At 41.4% G+C, this 20,533-nt stretch carries 13 protein-coding genes; 5 read left to right on the top strand and 8 right to left on the bottom strand.

The window, feature by feature from the left end; all coding sequences use genetic code 11:
• The first annotated feature begins 253 nt into the window (after positions 1-253).
• Complete coding sequence (locus ACTJKC_RS03000; RefSeq protein ID WP_440790153.1) at positions 254-1,189, top strand: glycoside hydrolase family 43 protein; 936 nt, start codon at positions 254-256, stop codon at positions 1,187-1,189.
• Between the two features lie 43 nt (positions 1,190-1,232).
• Here ACTJKC_RS03000 and ACTJKC_RS02995 read toward each other — a convergent pair whose 3' ends face one another.
• Together ACTJKC_RS02995 and ACTJKC_RS02990 are read right to left on the bottom strand one after the other, a co-directional pair.
• Positions 1,233-2,561, bottom strand: a complete 1,329-nt coding sequence (locus ACTJKC_RS02995; protein ID WP_440790151.1) for a rhamnogalacturonan acetylesterase — start codon at positions 2,559-2,561, stop codon at positions 1,233-1,235.
• A 780-nt stretch (positions 2,562-3,341) separates the two neighbouring features.
• Positions 3,342-3,635 (bottom strand): hypothetical protein, encoded by a 294-nt coding sequence (locus tag ACTJKC_RS02990; protein ID WP_440790150.1) that lies wholly within the window; start codon positions 3,633-3,635, stop codon positions 3,342-3,344.
• A 1,156-nt stretch (positions 3,636-4,791) separates the two neighbouring features.
• Between ACTJKC_RS02990 and ACTJKC_RS02985 the strand changes: the two genes are divergently transcribed.
• From ACTJKC_RS02985 to ACTJKC_RS02975, 3 genes are all read left to right on the top strand, one after another.
• Positions 4,792-6,666: a hypothetical protein gene (locus tag ACTJKC_RS02985; protein WP_440790148.1), complete on the top strand. Its 1,875-nt coding sequence runs from the start codon at positions 4,792-4,794 to the stop codon at positions 6,664-6,666.
• 1 nt (position 6,667) lies between these two features.
• Positions 6,668-7,891, top strand: coding sequence for a cytochrome P450 (locus tag ACTJKC_RS02980; RefSeq protein WP_440790146.1), 1,224 nt, complete (start codon positions 6,668-6,670; stop codon positions 7,889-7,891).
• A 581-nt stretch (positions 7,892-8,472) separates the two neighbouring features.
• The gene (locus ACTJKC_RS02975; RefSeq protein WP_440790144.1) at positions 8,473-9,291 is read left to right on the top strand and encodes a hypothetical protein; all 819 of its coding nucleotides are present in this window, start codon (positions 8,473-8,475) and stop codon (positions 9,289-9,291) included.
• 657 nt (positions 9,292-9,948) lie between these two features.
• On the opposite strand, the gene ACTJKC_RS02970 is transcribed toward ACTJKC_RS02975, so the two are convergent.
• On the bottom strand, positions 9,949-10,965 hold the full coding sequence (locus ACTJKC_RS02970) for an SDR family NAD(P)-dependent oxidoreductase (protein ID WP_440790142.1): 1,017 nt from the start codon (positions 10,963-10,965) through the stop codon (positions 9,949-9,951).
• Between the two features lie 177 nt (positions 10,966-11,142).
• On the opposite strand from ACTJKC_RS02970, the gene ACTJKC_RS02965 reads away from it, so the two are divergent.
• Positions 11,143-12,225 (top strand): AI-2E family transporter, encoded by a 1,083-nt coding sequence (locus ACTJKC_RS02965; RefSeq protein ID WP_344851215.1) that lies wholly within the window; start codon positions 11,143-11,145, stop codon positions 12,223-12,225.
• Positions 12,226-12,431: 206 nt separating this feature from the next.
• Here the strand turns inward: ACTJKC_RS02965 and ACTJKC_RS02960 are convergent, their stop codons facing one another.
• The 5 genes from ACTJKC_RS02960 to ACTJKC_RS02940 form a co-directional block, all read right to left on the bottom strand.
• Positions 12,432-13,538 carry a glycoside hydrolase family 88/105 protein gene (locus ACTJKC_RS02960; protein ID WP_440790139.1) on the bottom strand — a complete coding sequence of 369 codons (1,107 nt, stop codon included), beginning with the start codon at positions 13,536-13,538 and terminating at the stop codon, positions 12,432-12,434.
• Positions 13,539-13,569: 31 nt separating this feature from the next.
• Positions 13,570-13,905: a hypothetical protein gene (locus tag ACTJKC_RS02955; RefSeq protein WP_440790138.1), complete on the bottom strand. Its 336-nt coding sequence runs from the start codon at positions 13,903-13,905 to the stop codon at positions 13,570-13,572.
• A gap of 38 nt (positions 13,906-13,943) precedes the next feature.
• Positions 13,944-15,614: a RagB/SusD family nutrient uptake outer membrane protein gene (locus ACTJKC_RS02950; RefSeq protein ID WP_440790136.1), complete on the bottom strand. Its 1,671-nt coding sequence runs from the start codon at positions 15,612-15,614 to the stop codon at positions 13,944-13,946.
• Between the two features lie 10 nt (positions 15,615-15,624).
• Entirely contained in the window at positions 15,625-18,690 is a 3,066-nt protein-coding gene (locus tag ACTJKC_RS02945; protein WP_440790134.1) for a SusC/RagA family TonB-linked outer membrane protein, read from the bottom strand.
• A gap of 212 nt (positions 18,691-18,902) precedes the next feature.
• Positions 18,903-20,474 carry a family 43 glycosylhydrolase gene (locus ACTJKC_RS02940; protein WP_440790132.1) on the bottom strand — a complete coding sequence of 524 codons (1,572 nt, stop codon included), beginning with the start codon at positions 20,472-20,474 and terminating at the stop codon, positions 18,903-18,905.
• Between the last annotated feature and the right edge of the window lie 59 nt (positions 20,475-20,533).

The raw sequence follows: 20,533 nt of genomic DNA, 5'->3' as shown, positions 1-20,533 counted from the left end.
TTAAACATCAAGTAAAAAGTTACTTTACTAAACCCTTTTAGTAACTTAATTATAATTTGGGAAGATTAAAAGCCATCTGTTAATGCTAAGATTGTAGAATGACTCCTAAAATGAATTATGAATAAAATAAATGTTTAAATAACGTTTATTATTTTAAATATTTTACTTTTATCACGAGATAATCAACTACGATTTTTCAAAAATAAATGCAAAACCGGCAACGGAACGGTGCATTTAAACAAAAATAAAATAAATGAAAAAACTGTTATACCTGACCATCTTACTGTTATCAGCGTTTTATAATGCACATGCACAGTCTGAAAAAGAAATTTATCTTTTTGCTTATTTTAAAGGCAATGGCGAAGATGGCCTGCACCTGGCTTACAGTACCGATGCTTATAAATGGACCGCGCTTAAAAATGATCAATCATTCCTTACACCTACAGTAAGTAAAGATAAGTTGATGCGGGATCCGTGTATTATCCGTGGAGCTGATGGTTTATTTCACATGGTGTGGACGGTGAGCTGGAAAGATAGAGGAATCGGCTATGCCAGTTCGAAGGATTTAATCCACTGGAATGAGCAACAATTTTTACCCGTGATGATAAAAGAAGATGGTGCAAGAAACACCTGGGCGCCAGAAATTACTTATGATAACCGCACTAAAACCTACATGATTTACTGGGCCACAACGATTAAAGATAAATTTAACGAAACGGCTTCAACTGAAGAAAGTGGTTACAACCACAGAATATATTATGTTACCACTAAAGATTTTAAAACTTATTCGGAAACGAAACTGCTTTACGATCCGGGGTTTAATGTAATTGATGCGACCATTGTAAAAGAAGGCTCAGGCTTTGTAATGTTCTTAAAAGATGAAACCCGGGAACCCGCTCAAAAAAACATCAAGATGGCCTACGCCGGTCAATTGATTGGTCCGTACAGCAAGGCTGGAAGTGCAATAACCGGAAATTACTGGGCCGAAGGCCCTACTACCCTAAAAAAAGATCATACCTGGATGGTCTATTTTGATAAATACCGCGATCATCAATATGGTGCTATTCAGTCTGTCGATTTAAAAAACTGGACAGATGTTTCAGAAAAAATCAGCTTACCTAAGGGCTTACGACACGGAACCATACTAACCATCAAAGCAAAAGAACTTAAAGAACTGTTAAATCAATAAGTGTAAACAATACCGGTTTTAATGCTTTCGTTTGCTATAAAACTTAATTACCATCTGGTTTGAGTACACTACTTTTCGGACTTTCCGGCCAATGCCAATTTGCCGGGTTATCTGGTTTTGCAGGATCAAATTCCGGCAGATCATCAATCAGATATTTGGCAATACCTAATTTCTGTTCTTTAATGCCCAGAATGATACACTGCGCAATTTCATAAGCACCATAAGGATTAAAGTGCGTATTATCAGCCAATGCTTTATCCTGCCCTGGATAACTGTTGGCCGCATAATGAACAAATGCCTTTGTTGATGGCCCCTCGCCCAAAGCATTAAACAGCGTCGTTGTCATAGTGTTCAGATCAATTAAAGCTACTTTTTCTTCAGCTGCCACTTTACGTGCAGCATCGGGAAAATCGCCCAGAGAGTTTACAATTTTTCCTTCCGGTCCGAAAGATCTCCTGCTGGTTGAAGTAACAACAACCGGAATTCCACCCTTTTTCTTTACTTCCGAAATAAAAGTTTTCAATCTTTCAGTATATGACTTATAGGCACCATCATTCGGCCCTTTATCTTTTTGATCGTTATGCCCGAATTCGATAAACAGGTAATCGCCGGGTTTCATCACACTTAAAATCTTTGCTAAACGTTTGCTCCCTAAAAATGAACCTAATGTTAAACCAGATTCGGCATGATTGGCAATGGCAACACCTGGTTTAAAAAAACGCGGAATCATTTGCCCCCAGGATGCCCAGGGTTCGTCATCCTGATTAACTACTGTAGAGTTTCCTGCCAAGAAAACAGTAACCTGATCATCAACTTTCGTAATTTCGAGTGCCTGCAATGCAGTCTGGTGATCAAATTCTAATGTCAGCTTATCATCCCAATCGAGTTTGGTGAGCTCGCGTGGCTTTAACGCAACAAGCTGCCCACCTGCAATGTGTTTATCTTTAACATTTACGATAAAAGTTTTGGTAACCGATTGTCCAGAAGCAGTTTTCACATCTTCGAGCATCAGCCTCCTCGATTCTGCTTTTATTGTACTTAATGCCGGTGCTTTCGGATTGCCGAGTGTAACTGTGATTTTGTAATTGCCTTCGGGAACGGCTACTGAAAAATAAAACGGCCGATCACTTTTAACCAGATCTGAAGTTAAAAAATTCTTACCTCCATAATCGAGGCCTTCAACTTTTAAACCGAAATCAAAACCATAACCTTTTTCCTGGCTGTAAACATCAGCTGGTAAAACTGCGGTATAACCTTTAGCAACTTTTCCTGTGCCGAAATCAAATTTGTAATTGGTTTTTTCCTGTGCCTGCAACAGGCTGGCCATTAAGCAAAGAGAAAAAAAGAGGTTGGTACACTTTAGCGCGCTCATATAGATCAGGTTTAGTCTGCGTATCCTAAGGGTTCAGCTCCTTAAACACACATGCTCATAAAATTTGAAATCTGGTTAAATTAAATGTCGTAAAGACGATTATAAAACGAATATATAAAATAATTTTTAATGGGTGTAGATGGTTTAAGAAGTAGCAGTCAACGCATTCCGCTCTGAAGTGTATTTGTAGGTTTGATTCCGGTAAGGATTTTTATTTCGTACACGCAGTTATCCTTCTCCCAGGTATCTCTGTTCTAATTTTTGTTTTAGCGAAAAGATATGGCAGGACCGGGCAGCTGATAGGTGAAGTAATTATATATTACTAATAATCAATGCATTAAATTAAGCGATTGAAATAGTTATAGGGATTACTTGCATGTGCAGCAATTAAAACATATTGATAATCAGCTTATTATTAAAATAACATCCAAATAAGCAGCAATAAAAATTACACCTACTGAAAATCAATACCTTATCTGTCTGGAAATAGAGACAAAAAACATTTCAAAATCAGCATATTTCATTGAAATTAAAAAGTTTAATTACTGCAATAAACGAGTTATAGAACAAAAAAATGTTGCATGTTTTCATTTTTCCGTGCGACAAAATAAAATTTATTTATAAATCTTTCCGAACTTGTTTGCTACAATTATCAAAAAGCCGGAGTTATTGATTGAACTAAAAGATTTTTAAACGATTTTTTCGAACCAAATTGCTGGCCATGCATACATAAACACTACCATTGGCAAGATATACTTATAAGTGAACTGTACAACAAAATCATTGTTTGATAGGACTACCTGAATTCAGTAGAAAAAGCGAGTGCGCCTTCATATTTAAATGTGGCGAAAGCGTTGCCCCCGGGATACGTACAAAGCCCGTAAAGCTTGAAGGATAATCTCCAAGGGATTCCCATACTGCCTTTGCCGCCTTGGCGAATTTCAATAAATCTGTTCCCTCTTTTACAATGAAGGTCATGCTGTGATCCCCTTTAAGATGACTTCGGTGTGAATCCAGAAACTGTGCACGGTAATAATCATTTTCTTTCTTTATTGTACTTACGCTGCTATCCATAATCTCAGTTATTTCTTATTTGACGGAATCTGTCTATTTGAAACATCGTTTACCGGATAAAGTTTTGTCTGAAATATCAAAACCACCGATCTTATTATTTTCCATTTCCCCACAACCGCAAGGCTTATCCCTATACCTATTTAGCCCTAGCACAGTAACCTATGCTGGAGAGTTGGGCGTTAATTGTTCAATAAAAAGTCTAATAATTGGTAGAATTACAATCTTCAGGAAATGAATAGAAAGCTGGTAATATTTCACCATTTTTAAGCTTTCCAGCACTTCCTTTCCCGATACTATGCCGATCTAGATCTATACGAGCCGGTAAACTGATTTTTCCATATTATTTTGATTTAATTATGATGCAGTCACTGGTTTGCTAACCGCTAAAGCAAAATAAGCAACGGAATAAATGAAAAAGTGCGAAAAAGCAATAGGTGGGTTTATGCCAAAATTTCTTTCTGCATGCCGGACATCCAACCTAAATTTTTACCTGTTTAAATGAAGTTACTCATTTTGATTGTTCTTAGCTTGCAATTCGACAATCCTCTAGTAAACCGTATGTTTACCAAAGGTTATCTATCCACCTTGAATTTATTCGGTTAATCGGATGGATGTTAATCTCGTCAATAACCTTTTTCACTATGCATGCAGGTGATTGACCAATACCAATTCTTTCAGGCTAGTCGGATGTGACTGCACCAGGTTAAAATCGTATTATTTAAATACCGGTGTCGCCCATAACTTAAAACACACAATAAAAAGAAGCCATCCTTTGAGACATCCTCTTTCTCATATCTGCCATTTTGCACCAAAACCTTAATAACATGCATAGCAGATTATGTAGGTAAATAATACGTTAATGTCTTCTTATTTTTATAATTTAATATTTTTTTTTTAAAGCGTGCTATTTTGAGATTGACAGGTAAATAATGATAAATTTCATCCTAATACTATTTTAACAACTAAACCGAGGATTTTTTACTCTTATTAGTTGTTTTTTAGACTTTTTAAATATACTAATAAATAAGTATTGGAAAGTATTTATAAACTGCCTAATTTGTCTTTTGATCAAACAGTACAATGAAGGACGAAACCTGCAGGATAGTTCTTCGAAAAAATATTTAAAATCATCTTTTACATTCTCAAATCCCAAATTATGAAAAATGAGACGGAAACATCCGCAGGTCAAAATATAGTGCCTACCAGCGCTAACGACTTCCTTAATGGTTTGATACAGCAAGGGAATACTGCTGTATTGCAGGAAACATATTATAGCGCCCTCGCAAGTGGCGGAACTGCTGCCCAGGCCGATGCAGCTGTGCAGGCCTACATTACAAAATCTGGCTATACAGGAGTTACCACTGATCAGGTAAGCAGTGCCATCAATACTGTTGTTGGAGGCAGCTATACTGATGTAAGCAGTGGGAAAAGTTCAACCCCGTCATACCCACCTTTTGGAAATCTACCCTCTATCCTTTACGGAACTTATCAAACATTCGATGCTCAGGGTAATTCAAGTATTCTGATTATGATATATGATAATGGCAAGGGAAGTTGGAAGCTGCAGGTTGCTACAGCGGCAACAGGTGCGCTGGTTGATATTTCCTCATCTTCGGCTTTTCAAAACAATTCAGGTGAATTTTTGGTGATGACATCTTCTTCCTTTGCGTTTAACGGTACAATAACCTTCTCCTCTTGCGTGGTCAACTATAATAACACCCCTACAACAGACTTTAATGTTGTAGTGTCCCTTAATCCGACCAATGGAGGTAGTGCCATTACCTCAAGCGGGCGCAGAAGTGTTTATTCCTCAGTGGCAGCACTTGCACCAGCAACAGTAGATCTTCCCAGTATCTGGGCAGGCAATTACTCCTGCATGCTCAATACTTCAACGAGTGCAACCTTAAACATTTCCTCAGATGGCTCAACGGTAACCTTCCAGGGAACAGCAGCATCAACAACCGTATTTGGTCCTTTTACCAGTTACTTCAACTGCATCATCGGAAACAATACTTTATTAATCTACATGCAGTGGACGTATTTCCCCATAATGGCAGGTAGTACGTTCAAAGGGCCAAACTTCTTTGGTTATTTTTACCAAACTGGTTCAACCAGGCCAAGCAGCCCAAATGTTTACGGTAATTTAGGGCAAACCCCTCCGCCGCCGCCTACGCCCCCACAGAAAGAAACAAATGAGTGGGCACAAGTTGGTATTATGATCGGTGTTGGTGTGGCCGGCATGGTAGCTTTTGAGATTATTAAAAAATTGGCTACAGCTGGTTATAACTATCTTAGTGAACTGATTCAGAATGCAAGGGCTCAGGGCCAGCAGGTTGCTGATGATCCGGGAAACAGGCCTGTTGAAGATCCTCAGGAATTTAACCCTGAAGATAACCCAGGGGGCGAAGCCGTAGGTGCAGAAGCCGAAGCAGAGGTGGAACCAGAACAGGAACCGGAGGCAGAGCCGGAACCGGAACCGGAGCCAGAGCCAGAGCCTGAAGCAGAACCAGAGGCAGAACCGGAAGCTGAGCCAGAAGCTGCAGGTCCATGCTTTTTGACAACAGCAGTAGTAAATACCCTCGGAATGGCCGATGACAGCGAACCATTAACACTGGCCAGATATCTGCGCGATAACAAAATGACCTCAGGTAAGGACAATGCCTCGGTACAGCTTTACTATAAGGTTGCACCTTTGATTGTTCAACGCTCAACTGCACCCGAGTGGCAACAGTTCTGGACAGAACATCTCCGCCCGATTACCGTTCTGATCAAAATGGGTGAGTTTGATCTCGCTAAGGATCTTTACCGGATCGCAACCGCAGAATTAGTGAACCAGAAAGCCACTACATTTAAAGATGTAGATATGGTGAATGAAGTATATGCTTACGGCCTTGGCGCCTTTGCTAAGATCCGGCTTCCTTATGCCATCCGTTTCGCGATATTAAAAGTAGCTTTCATGGTTGGCCTTTCTTATCACTCGGCTAGACTGTGGTGGTTAAAACGACGCTTCAACGAAAAGATCAATTTTTAAGATGCGTAATCCATTAAAATGGCAGGGAAGTAGCAAAGTCTATTCCCTGCCATGGCTTAAAAACCGCATTGAGTATTCGTCAGATCCCGACAGGATAGCCGCGTATGCAAAAACGCAATTTACGCGTTCGCGTTTTGTAATGGCCCTGCTTAGTGAGTTTCATTTAAGCCATCATTCCATTGTGGTAAGCGACGATGAGCATGCCATGTGGTTAAAGCGTGTTGCAAAGCCACACATGCCAATTGATGAAGATGTACCCGCTATTGCCAAACAGATTACTGAAAAGTTATTTGATGTGAATGGACTTGAAAATGAGCAAAAAAGCATCCAGATTTCAGACAGCTTGATCCCCGAACTCTACCGCATCATGCTCAAAAATATGCTGGAAGTAGAAGTTTTGAAGCCATTAGAAGATTATATCACACAGACCAAATTTCCGCACGGATCACGTCCACTGGTTTTAGAGGGACTGATGTATTCTTTTAGGCTACATTTACCATTATTGAGACCTGTGCGTTGGCTCTTCGATAATTTGTTTTTCAAGAGAGTATTGTATATGAAGCGTATTTCGGTAAAACTGGAACAAATGGTACTGGATTTTACATTGCCCAAGCCAGATTCATGGTTCGCAACGCTGAAAGAACTAAGATTATCTGGAAAGATCACAAAGGCACAGTTCAGGGGAGAGATTACGAGTATGCTAGTTTCTTCCTTTAGCCTGGCGTCGGCAATGGGATCTGCCCTACTCTGCTTGGCCGCACGCCCCAGTTATCAGAAAAAGATCCACAGCGACCCTGCATTTACCCGCTATTTTGTAATGGAGGTGTTAAGGCTCTATCCACCTTTCCGCCAGTTTGGTTACGAACAGACTAATAAAAATAGTGATAAACAGCATCCTAATGGTTTTGCGACCGAATTTATGATACCTGTGGTTGATCTGCACCGCAATGACAGCATCTGGAAAAACCCCCATAAGTTTTATCCAGAACGTTTTTTAGAGCCCGATGCATCAAAAGGCTTCAAATACATGCCCTTTGGTATGGGCAAACGAAGTTGTCCGGGCCGGAGTTTCTCCATGTCACTCATCTCTCAAACTATAAAATTTGTCTGTTCTGATGCATGCAGGTTTAGGCTGGTAAAAAGTAAAGAGATGCCGAAAGGGGGAAGAGGTCGCCTCGTATCGTTTGTATCCAACGATACCATCACCTATGAAGTTAAGGGCTGATCTGCCGGCAGCAACAATATAAATATTTTATACATAATCATTAAATTAAATGATCAGCATACAGAATATAATCGATTACGGTTTTGCTTTACTACTGTTTATTTGGTGGGTATGTTCCTGCATTTCCCAGTACAATGAAAAAATCAGAAAAATTTTTGGGCAGGGAATCCTCCACCTGATTCCAAACTACCGTTTTTTTGCGCCAGTACCCATCCGGCGAGACTTTCATTTGGAGTACAGGCTCATCAAACCGTCATTAAAGACTACTGAATGGAAAAGGATATCGTTTTTTTCCGAGCGCACAGTCTTATCTGTGTTATGGTATCCTGATAAGCGGACCAGAAAATCATTCAATACTTACGTAAGAAGGATTATTAAGTTGCAGCATTCCCAGAGCCCAAGGGCTATACCAAGGAGTATTTCGTACCGTCACCTCCTAAATTACCTCCAGGACAAAAACAACGATGTTAACAGCAGAGGTATGCAGTTTAAAATCGTATCTGAACAAACATTTGATACGGCCTCAAAACCCCGTTTGGTTTTAATTTCAGATTGGCATTTTCAAATAAAAAAAGAGAACCATGAAGTATAACGCTTTTATTTTAATTTACGCGGTAGAAATCATCCTGGCGATACAGACAATTATTGCAACTGGGGAACTACTGAGGTATTATAGAATTTATAGAAAAGATGGCTTAATGGCTTGGGATTTACAGCGTTTAGGCCCAAAGTTAGCTGTTTATGTCAGAAAATTAAAGCTTGATTTCGTTTGTAAGTACCCCAATGTACTATTTGTGCTCATCCTCCGGCTTTTGAGCGCTATAGCCTTGATACCGATTGTCTGGTTACACCAATCGGCAGTGATACCCTTATTGCTGATTACAGTCATAAACCTCCTGATGCAGATCAGAAATTCTCAGAGCAACGATGGTTCGGATCAAATGGCCACAGTTTGTTATATCGTACTATTGTTTGCAAATGTTATCAATACCGTAACCAGCATGTCTTGCGCACTCTTTTTTATAGCTGCCCAGGCCGCATTAGCTTATGGCACTTCTGGTTTTCTGAAAATGCAGAAGATAGGATGGTACAATGGGGAATACGTAACCGATATTTTAAAAACATCATCTTATGGCAATAAAAAAGTACTGGCAATTACACAAAAAAGCCGATCAGTAGCAAAGGTTTTGGGCATAATGGTTGTATATGGAGATTGTTTATTATCCGTTTCGTTTCTCTTCCCCCCACATATTTGCATGTTTATCCTGGTTTTTGGCGTTTGTCTACATGTTGGTATTGGACGGATAATGGGGCTCAATACTTTTTTATGGTCATATATTGCAACTTATCCAGCTACCTATTACGTGTCATATATCCTGTATTTCCTTATCTTGAATTAAGGTAAAAATAAAGGAGACTGTTTCATCAGTAATTGCGAGGCGGTTTTTCATTAATTCAGTTCTGCAGGTATGTTTTACTTTGTCAGACCCATGCCCTATTGTCTAAATAAATGGCCCTACTGCCACTTAAAAAAACAAGTGCTAACAAAAGCAAACCACATTAATAATCAGAAAAAAAATTTCAGGGTATTTTCAGACTTTCTTCCTGAATTATAAAATACTCAGAACAATTTGCCAATGTAAGCAATGAAATGAAAGCCTGTAAAAATAAAAACCTTGTTTATGATATCATAAGCAAGGTTTTACATACTAAAACAAAAACGTTATTGGCCAATGCATAAAATACAAACATCTTAAAGTCAATTATTTACACCTAAAAAATTACAATACAAGAATTGAATTAATATCTGTAGTTATTTCCCCATGCTGTTGATAATTTACCGATCATCAATACCGTTAAAGGCAATCACAATCTCGAATAAAAACCAATTAGTAGACGAATTAGTCGAAACAGGCGGTTTTTCGAAAATTCTCAAACGTGTGTGAATTCCAGTATGTGTTTTTGATTAAAAGGCAAGATGGATAGACATTAAAGTTTAAATAACTGACTATTATTTGGCGATTTTTTTCGCTATTCAAATTTATAACTTTAGCTATTTAACTTTTTTTACCTGAGATCAAAAACAATCCCAGACCGAGTGCGATCCCGAGCCCCAATACTAATTTTGTTTTCTTCGATGGCATTGGAATCAACGTCTCTCCGTAGATCTGATGCGGTGGGCCTGATGGGACAAGCACATTTCCGCTTGTCGATTCACCCTGCTTAATTTCCATTAATAAACGCATACCCGATGAGGCCGTATTAACCATTGCCCTTGGCAAAATGCCATGCATGGCCTTAAGTGCCCAAGAAGTAAAATCTGGGAATTTATCTTTCCTGGGGTGGATAGCAAGCTTGAGCAGCTGATCTGCCGTATCGCGGGGATCAGCAGCAAACGGCGGAATCTTGAAGTCCAGTCCCGAATATTTCGCCGAATGCATGTTGCCGGTAGAACGCTGAATCTGTGGGTAAAGGTTACAGATATGTATCTTGGCCTCGCCGGAGAGTTCTCCCTGCAGACATTCCATCATTCCTTTGATTCCAAATTTTGTCGCAGAATATACCGCACTGTAAGGTGCAGGCATAAACCCACCTATGGATACATTGTTAATCAGCACACCATGTCCCTGTTGTTTGAAAATTTTAATGATGGTGTGCGCACTGTTGAGATAGCCTAATAAATTCGTTTTCACTACCTGGTGGCTTACCTCAATCGGGATTTCTTCAAATTTACCGCTGGCCATCACCCCGGCATTGTTCACCCAAAAATCAATCTGCCCGGTTAGGGAAAGTGCACGATCCGCTAGCGCTGAGACTTGTGACTCGTCTGAAACGTCGGTAGGTACTCCAATTACATTTGCGCCGAGGCTTTGGCACAAATCAACAGCATGGTTAAGTGCATCTACTCCCCTGGATGCCAGCACGACATTGCATCCTGCCCTGGCAAAAGCCTCAGCTGTAGCCAGTCCAACCCCACTTGATGCTCCGGTGATTACAACTGTTTTATTGATCAGGCTGGCTATTGATGTATCTTTTTGCATGGTGGTGATTGATAAAGGTGATATTCCTTGCAACAGCAGATTTATTAAAATGTTTGCGGTTTTGGGTATTATCCATTTAGTTGATTAAATACCAAGGTTAGCTGCAAGCTTACCCTTCGTTTCCAGGCATATATCCGTTTTCACATCCATACTATTAAAAATCTGTAATTGCTTTAAAAACTTTTGATGGATTTTATAAGTTAGGTTGGTATGGATATTAAAAGAAGCAACAACCTTTTCCGAACGGCAACCTCCATTGTGCTGTATGTCGCCGGGCTGATCATTTTACTCTGGTTTTTATATAAAATACTCAGTGTGCTTTTACTCGGTATTTTTGCGGTTGTACTGGGCATTATCATCAATGCTCCGGTTAGTCGCCTGGAAAGAAAAGGAATAAAGCGCTGGCTTGCTTCGATGATTGTTTTTGTGCTGATCTTCGCCACAATGGGTTTACTTGGCTGGATGGTTGTGCCTCATTTAAGCGATCAGTTAGATGTGCTGATTGGAAATATCCCTAAATATTACGCATCTGTTAGTGGCTACCTTGATAAGGTTTTAGCTAAATTTCCTGAATTGCAGAAGGAAATCAGAGAAGGCGGCATGTCGGTATCTTCTGCTATTCCTTCCATAGGTAATACTGTAATGGGTATTGGAAATTTTTCATTTTCAGTGCTTGGAAATGTATTCGTGTTTATTGTTTTTATCTGTATGGTGGTGTTTTTTGTGGGTAATCCCAGGCCTATTGTGGAATTGTATGTCACGGTTTTTCCAATTCATCAGCGCCAAAAGGCTGAAGATGCACTTAAACACACTTCGGTAATGCTTATTGGCTGGATGAAGTCGAACCTGATTGGTGGCGCGATCGAAGCAGTAGTAGTATATGGCTTTCTCACACTGATGAATGTACCCGGAGCTTTGGTTTGGGCTGCATTGGCGTTTTTTTCGGAATTAATCCCTAAAATTGGTTTTTATATTATGGCTATTCCGCCCACATTGGTGGCACTCTCGGTGAGCCCTGGAACAGCCTTTTGGTGCCTGGTCTTTTTTCTTTTGCTTAACGAACTGGTTTCGGATTTTTTGATGCCCAAACTCCGCTCATCCACAATGAACATCCATCCGATGTCTTCCCTGTTCTTATTACTTGCGATGGGTACGGCTTTTGGTTTAACAGGGGCTTTACTCGCAACACCAATGGCAGCTGTGATCAAAGCTTATTATGAAGAATTTTATACCAACTGCAGGTTAAAGGATGAATTGGTAGAAAAACGTATTGATGCGGTAGTTTATCCTTAAGAAGTCAAAACCTGTTCCAAAAAGGGCAGGTTATCGAGTGTGGAAGAGATTTACCGGCGATTGCATATAAGGAAAAACTTAAAGGTTAATATTTAAAGAGGAATGAAAGCAGCCTGGGGACAATGCCCCAGGATTACCAGCGTGTGCATTTACCAGCTGTATGAGAGCAGCCAGCGCATGACCAAATGTTTAAGCACACCAAAAGATTATTTTTCTAACAGGGCAAAAGTGCACCATAAATATGGAGATTGCCCATGAGAATCGCCCACATTCCGTGGCCGGTCGTAGTAATATTGTTTATCATTTTTCTTGTTTGTACCCACACATACCTCGGCAACATCACCTTTCTCATTTATATAAGGTACCATGGCCAGCCAGGCTTTGCGCGCAACCGGAGCGTACTCCTGCTTATCCAGCCAGCCTTGCTTAACCCCGCTAATGAGGGCATAGGCAAACATGGCCGATCCCGAGGTTTCTACCCAACAGTCAGGCTCATCAATCAATTGGTTCCACATGCCGCCAGGTCTCTGAAAATCTTTCAGGCTTTTCATCATGGTTTCATAACCTTTTAAAATACGCGGACGGTCTTTATTATCTTTGGGCAGCAAACGTAAGAGTTCTGTCATGCCTGCAGCCATCCAGCCATTGCCACGCCCCCAGTAAAACGGCACATCGGGCGCATGGTAAAAAAGGCCGTTCGGGCGTTGTAATTCATCCAGGTAAAGCACCATTTCACTGGCGGCACGTTCTATATATTTCCGGTCTCCGGTTGCTTTGTAAGCCTGTGCCTGTACAATGGTAATCATGTACATATCATCAATCCATAAACGGGTTTGCCAGGAAAAGCCTTTACCGGCCCACTCTTTTTGTTTTTTATCCGCATTTTGAGGAACGGCCCATTGGGTATCTGCGTAGGGAATGCCAAGGTCAAAATAACGCTTGTCTTTAGTGATCTGATAGAGTTCTAAAGGCAGGCTGCCAAACATGTTCAGGTCAACGTGGTTCATGATCGGTAGCAACTGCTTCTCCTGCGAAGTGAGTTTCTCAAACCTTTCTTCCAAAAGTGATAAGAGCTTTTTATCTTTTGTTAATTTGGCATACCGAAGCGCTCCCGTCCAGTTAAAAGTTTCAGGATAGCTGATCCATTTGCCCGCATGGAGCATGTGTTTTCTATCCAGAAAGCGGTAGGCCAGGCGTTTTCCCACTTCCTTTGGACCAAATCCTTCCGGAAAATCTTTAAGCAGATTATTCTGGGCAAAAAGGAACTGACAAGGGATTAAGAGTAATAATAAGGCAATTAATTTTCTACACATATTTGATTTTATAATTTGGTTTAAAGCATCATCAGAGGAAAAATTTTTCCTTTAAAAAAATGTAATCAGATACTACATTCAGCATGGTTTGATAATAAACATTCCTGTTCAGTCCTGCACCACTAAAGCAGACAATATGTCCCACACCATTTTCTATTTCGGAAAAAACCAGTTTAAAATCAGGTGCATAAAGCCATGAATGCAGGTCAGCATCAAGCTGCCCGATGTGGCAATCAATATTATAGGCCCTGGAGGGTAAAGCAGAAAATTTCAGGCTATACGATACCGATAGTTCCACAATTCCATAACCCAAAAGATCGATCCGAACTTCAACTTTTTTTACCATTTTATCGATCATATTTTCCATACTATTCTCCGCCATTTTTCTGAAAGGGTCTGCAAAAATTAATAGCCCGGATTCTGTTCCAATCTTGCACCATTGTTTCGCTCAATCTCAGAAGCAGGGATTGGCCACAGGTTATAAGTGGTTAATACATCATTGTAATAAGGATTGCATTTTTTTACGCGGTCGTAAACCAGTCCCAATCTCATTAATGTAATCCTTCTTTTTTCTTCCGATCCCAGTTCGCGCATCCGCTCGTCTAGAATGTAATCGATATTTACATTGGCCGGCAGCACAGGAGATGCATTAGACCTGCCGCGTACCACGTTAATATCGGCTGCAGCTTTATCGAGTTGACTTAAACCTAAATAGGCTTCAGCCCTTAACAAATAGGTTTCTGCCAGTCTGAACATATATTGATCGGCATAGGTTCCGCCTGCACTTGCCTTAAGCAGCAGTTGCGATTTATCCTGAAACATGCCATCAGGGTGATCTCCCGGGGTAGTAACTTTGGATTGAAAAGCATAAAAATCCCTGCGTGGCACCGTAATGCCTGCAGGCGGATTAATGGTGGATATGGTTTGACCAAAACGCGGATGTGCAGGATTGGTTACTTTAAACTCGCGCACAAAGTTAAATGGTGCGTTACGGAGGTCGTTGTTAAAATCGCTCTGCCAGATCACATCCGAGAAATATTTGGTAGGTATTGCCCAGCCAATCCCACGGCCACCGGTATAATCGCTTATCGGGTATAAAAATGGCTGTACACTGCTGCCTGCAAGCCTGAACGTGAGAAACTGCGGAGCAAAATGCCTTTCCATCTGGTATGAGCCACCGATGCCAGTGGAGACAGCGCCACCGCCCGGAACATCGGTTTCGAACTGAATTACCCAAAGGGCTTCCCTGTTGGTTCCGTTTTTCCGGTTCTGGTTTCCTCTCTGGAAAAGATCCCAATATACATTTTTGGTAGCGTCTGATGCTTTCACGCCAAACCTATTGGTCATGAGGCCCACATTCGGGTTGCTGATTACACTTGTTGCAGCATCCGCAGCATTCTGAAACTGTCCGGCTGCCAGGTAAACTTCTGATAAAAGGTGATAGGCGGCAAGGTTGTTAACCTCTCCATCCTGCACCACATTGATGGCAGGCAGGTTTAAAGCTGCAAATTTCAGGTCGTTAATGGCCTGCTCCAATACCGCACTTTTCGGCGCTCTTACATAATCTGTTTTTGGCGATACCACCTCGGTTGTATTCAAAGGTACACCACCATATAAATAAGCAAGGGTTCGGAAAGCCATTCCCCTGAAGAATTTAGCCCTGGCTTCCATTAGTGTTTTATCTGCAGGAGATAACGCCGAAGCGGGAATGCGATCGATAATGGTATTAGACTCTGCAATAATTTTATAGAGCGATGTCCAGTGGATTAAAGGAATTTCGGTACTGAGCGGAGAATAAGCCGCAACCATATTGGTATGCCTGGTAGTAGCCGGCTGGCCATCGAAAACAAGGTCGCAGCCAAAAACATAATCGAAGGGCCGTTGCTCGCCACTGTTATAAAATTCGCTTCTTACCCGGCTATATAAATTATTTACTGCAGCATCAAAATCTTTAACATTGTTGTAGGCATTTGTGGTGCTTAAAAAATCTAGCGGTTCTTCATCCAGAAAAGCTTTTTTGCAGGAGAAAAACGTAAGGGTTATGGCAGCTATAATTGTAAAGGTTATCTTTTTCATCACTTTTGGTTTAAAATGTAACATTAAGACCTACCGAATAGCCTTTAAATACAGGCCTTCCGTCGTTGGTTAATCCCTGATTTGTTTCCGGGTCCCAACCGTCCCAGCTGGTCCAGGTAGCCAGGTTTCTTCCACTCACAAATACATTCAGGTTTTGTAGTTTCATCCTTTCAATCAGTTTCCCGCTAAATTTATAGGAGAGCGAAACATCCTGCAAACGCACAAAACTGCGGTTCTGGAAAAGTGGCGGATTTAAGGTTGCAGAAACAATAGAACGGGGATATTTGCCATTGGGATTATCGGGCGACCAGAAATCTATGCCGCTGAGGTAATTGTTCCGGATGGAATTATCATCCCTGATCAGCCTGGGGGTATTGCCTGCGAGGTAAGATTTATCTCCACCCTGCACAGAATTTAAAAATATGCTCAGGGTAAAGTTTTTGTACTGAAAGTTGTTGAGCAAACTGATCCTGTAAGCCGGAGCTGATGATCCCAATACCGCTCTATCGCTGGCATTGATTACCCCATCGCCATTCTGATCCACAATACGGTAAGTGCCGGGAGAATATCCGGTGGGAATTTTTTCGCCTACCTGCCAGATGCCGTTTACCTGATAATCGTAAATCACCGCAGTAGGCTGACCGATGAAAAGGCCACTCTGCGGAAGATCATCTTCCACACCATCGCCATTAAGATCCCCTAAAAGTTTAACCACTTTATTTACGTTCCTCGCAAAATTTAAGGAAGATGTCCACTTAAATTGACCGCTGTTGATGTTTTTTGAATTTAAAGAAACCTCCAGTCCCTTATTATTTAATTGCCCTATGTTGGTGAGGATATTGCTGAAACCGGTAATTACCGGGATGTTTACCGAATAAAGAAGATCGGTTGTTTTAGTATCATAATATTCGATTACACCCGACAACCTGTTTTTGAACAGGGTAAATTCGAGACCTAAATTGGCGCCGGTGGTACGTTCCCATTTTAAATCGGGATTGGATAAGGAGTTTACCTGCTGACCAAACTGTGTAGAACCGCCATCACCAAAAACATACGAGGCGCTTACGCCCACATTTGCGAGCGATGAATACCTTGTGGTCTGATTCCCGGCAACGCCATACCCTACCCTCAGTTTCAGGTTATCTACCCAGTTAACCTTGAAAAATGATTCTTTAGAAATATCCCAACCCGCTGATACCGAAGGGAAAATACCGTATTTGTTATTTTCTGCAAAGCCTGAAAATCCATCCCTCCTGATGGTTCCGGTAAACAGGTATTTACTGTCGAAATTATAATTTAAACGGAACATCTGGTAATTCAGGGTCTCTTTCCATGCATTGGATATCGCAAAGCGGTTGGTACCCTGCTGCAGGTTATCATAACCAAGGGTTAACCTCGAAAAACCTGTTGAATAAGCCCTTGTATAACTATTATCGCGTTCTATGGCACCATACAGCAAAGTGCCCGTAAAATTGTGCTTACCGATTACCTTATTATAAGTTAACAGGTTATCAAAGGTATAATCGTAATAAGTGGTATTTTCTTTCGAAGCCTGCCCGGTGAGGTTGGCATCGTACATGTTCGAAATGTTTTTAAAATCGAGACGGTAATTATTGCCGAAACTTATTTTGTAACTCAGGCCTTTAACAGGCAGTTGTACATTACCATAAACATTGGCAAAAAAGTAGTTGTGGCGGTCGTAATCCCTGGCCTGGTAATTCAGTAAGGGGTTTACCACATTGGTATTAAAAGGATTGATTTTAAGGTTTCCATTATTGTCCCAGGGCAAAATTAGTGGCGACATGAGGTTAATATCTACAAAATTCGGCTCAACCCCATCCTCATTTACAAAAGTACCGAACGATTGCAAACCAATGGTCAGCCAATCTGTTGCTTTGGTTTCAATGTTGGCCCTGATGGTTTTCCTTTTAAAAACATCATTATTGATAAAACCTGAATTTCGAGTTAAACTGCCCGATAAAAGGTAATTTATTTTATCCGTTCCGCCTGATACACTGAGCTGATTATCAATTATTGAACCTGTTTTAGTGGCATCATCATACCAGCTAAAATCGTTGGGCAACAGGTTACACTGTGCGTCTTTCATAGAGGCATCTACCTTGCTTACCAGATCGAATGCCGGGTTAGGCTTTGTAAAATCGGGGGCGAGAAAGGCCTCATCATAATATAAATATTTAATGTGATCTAAATATTCATCCCTCGCCATTGGCTTTAAATCGATATTGGGTTTCTGGGTTGCGTATTGAGTGGAAAAAGAGATTCTGGTCCGGCCGATGGCACCTTTTCTGCTCGTAATGAGGATTACACCATTTGCCGCCTGTGCACCATAAACCGCTGTGGCACTTGCATCTTTTAAGATATCTATGGAGGCAATATCATCCGGATTGATAGAAGTTAAAGAACCATTATACTGTACCCCGTCCAAAATGATCAGCACGTTCTGGTTGCCACCCAAAGTATTCTGCCCACGTATGCTAATGGATGGTGTGGCTCCTGCCCTGTTTACCTGGCCCACATTTAAACCCGGCACCGTTCCCTGTAAAAGGTTGGCCACATTAGTGGTAGGTGCATTTCTGAAATCATCGAGATTTGCCCGCACTACCGATCCGGTAACATCTGCTTTTTTCTGTGTTCCATAACCCACCACCACCACTTCGTCCAGGTTGGCCTGCGAAGATTTTAACACTACATTGATGTTTTTAAGATTGCCTACCGTTACTTCCTGTACATCGTAACCGATATAAGAAAATAAAAGAACCGTTTGCTCATTGGCTACATTGATTTTGTACACACCGTTTCCGTCGGTTACCGCAGTGGAGCTACCATTTTTAACCTTAACCGATACCCCCGGAATCGGCGACTTCGTTTTCTCGTCGGTTACTTTACCGGTAATGATGATGTCGGCCTGGCTGATAACCGCAATCCCGGATTTAGTATTCAGCACCAGGGCGGCATTACCACTGTTGCCTGCATTTGCTGAGGTTGAAATGGCCAATATCACAACCGGCAAAAAAGTTATGGCTATAATTCTTTTGGGTAGACTTCTATATTTCATATTTGGTTAAATTACAGGATACGCGAAACCTTATTGTAAACCGCGTTATTGGCCATGCAGAATTTGCAAAGCGGCGATGCAGGGTTTTATATTTGGTTTCTTGCTATCAAAGTAAAAAAATGCTGTTTACAAAAACTGTTCAATCCTTTGTCGTTTTATCTCAAATTGACAGGGATAATTAACACAGCAGGCGTAGTAAATAGGCGCAATCGCTATTCACCTACAGGTACCGGAATGTTTAGTCCTGTGGCCATGGCTGTTCCAAAATTTGGCGAGCCATCCGCATTCCAGGTCAGCTTTTGCATCCTTGGCGTTCTCGATCCATTGCCCGTACCAGCCACACTACGGGCATGGTAAATAAACCAGTTTTCGCTATGCAATACGCCATTCGGATCAGTATAACTACTGGTAAAAAAACCATTATGGCCTGGACCATAAACCCCGTTTGCATCGCTTTTAACAAACACCTGCTTTTTATTGATCCAATCGGCCGCTACCATCGGGTTGCCTCCATCTTTTAATTGGATCTGCGCCAAACAATAATTATCGCTGCTGTAACGGCTGGCAGAATAAATAATAAATACCGGACTGCCGGCATCTTTTCTAAGCATAATTGGTCCTTCGTTAACACCTGCGCCTAAAGAACCGCTCGGTTCATATTTTTCCCAGTTGTTGGTGGGCGATGATATTTTCACCCTGTCGCTGCTTATTGTCCAGGGGTTAGACATTTGAGCGATGTAGATATACTGTTTGTATTTGGTGGCCACGTTCTCCCATCCCGACCAGATAAAATAATTTGCGGTGCCGATGGTCAATACCGATCCGTCAATAGCCCATTGATCGCTGGGATCGCTGATTTTCCTCTTAAAAGTCCATGTGCCTGTAGTAGGGTCGGCATTCGGATTTTCGAGTACAAACATGCGGTGGGTAACATCGCCACCATCATTTGCGGCGAAGTAGAGGTACCATTTTCCAGAAAGGAAATGTAATTCTGGCGCCCAGATATTCGAAGAATAAGGCGTACCTGCAGGGGGCGTCCACACCACGGTTTCTACTGCTGTAGAAAGCAAAGACATCGATTTGGTTTTTCTCAGCCCGATATTGTTCCCGCGGGTGTACATAAAATAATAATAACCATCTTTTTGGGCGACATAAGGATCGGCCCTGCTGGCATTGATAAGTGGATTCTGGAAATTCGTATCATGAAAGTTGAACATCCCCTGCGTACCTGTCAGCGTAGTTTTCTGCCTGATTTTAGTGCCAGGGGTATTGCTTTCAGGGTCGACGGCCATTTTCATCCCGGTGGCCTTGTTGGTAAGGGTAAATACGTTGTTGCTGCCCGTGTAACCGATAGCCCATTGTTGTGCATCGCTGCCATCATCGGTACCCTGCTGCAGAATATCGCCCGATGTTGCTGATGGTGATTTAAGGCATTTATTACTCGTAATATTAATCAGTTTGTAATAAGTGGCGTCGGTTTTTACGAGTTTCCATTTTTGGCCATTGTTTGGGAACCACGACCATTGTTGGATGGCGGCATTTTCTGCCGTGGAGTTACCCGTAACTTCTACCACCGGTCCATCAGGTAAAGATGAAATCCCACGAATCCGGTAAATTGCCCCATCAATTAAGGTGCCCAAAGTTGGTGCCGCAGCAATTACATTTAAGGTGGCCAGTTTTACGGTTTTGCCTGCTTCGATACTTTCGCCTGATGGCCCTTTCTGACAAGAACCTGTTAAAACCACCAAAGCGGTTGCCAGATGAATCAATAATTTGTTTCTCATAAAAAATTACTAAAACTGCAAAGGCCTGGTAAAAGCCGGTAGAAGAATTTGCAGCAAGG

Origin of the sequence: Pedobacter sp. 22226 (assembly GCF_052045455.1) — a bacterium.
Lineage (GTDB): Bacteria > Bacteroidota > Bacteroidia > Sphingobacteriales > Sphingobacteriaceae > Pedobacter > Pedobacter jeongneungensis.
Note: the sequence above shows the minus strand (reverse complement) of the source record. Positions and strands in the feature narration are given on the sequence as shown.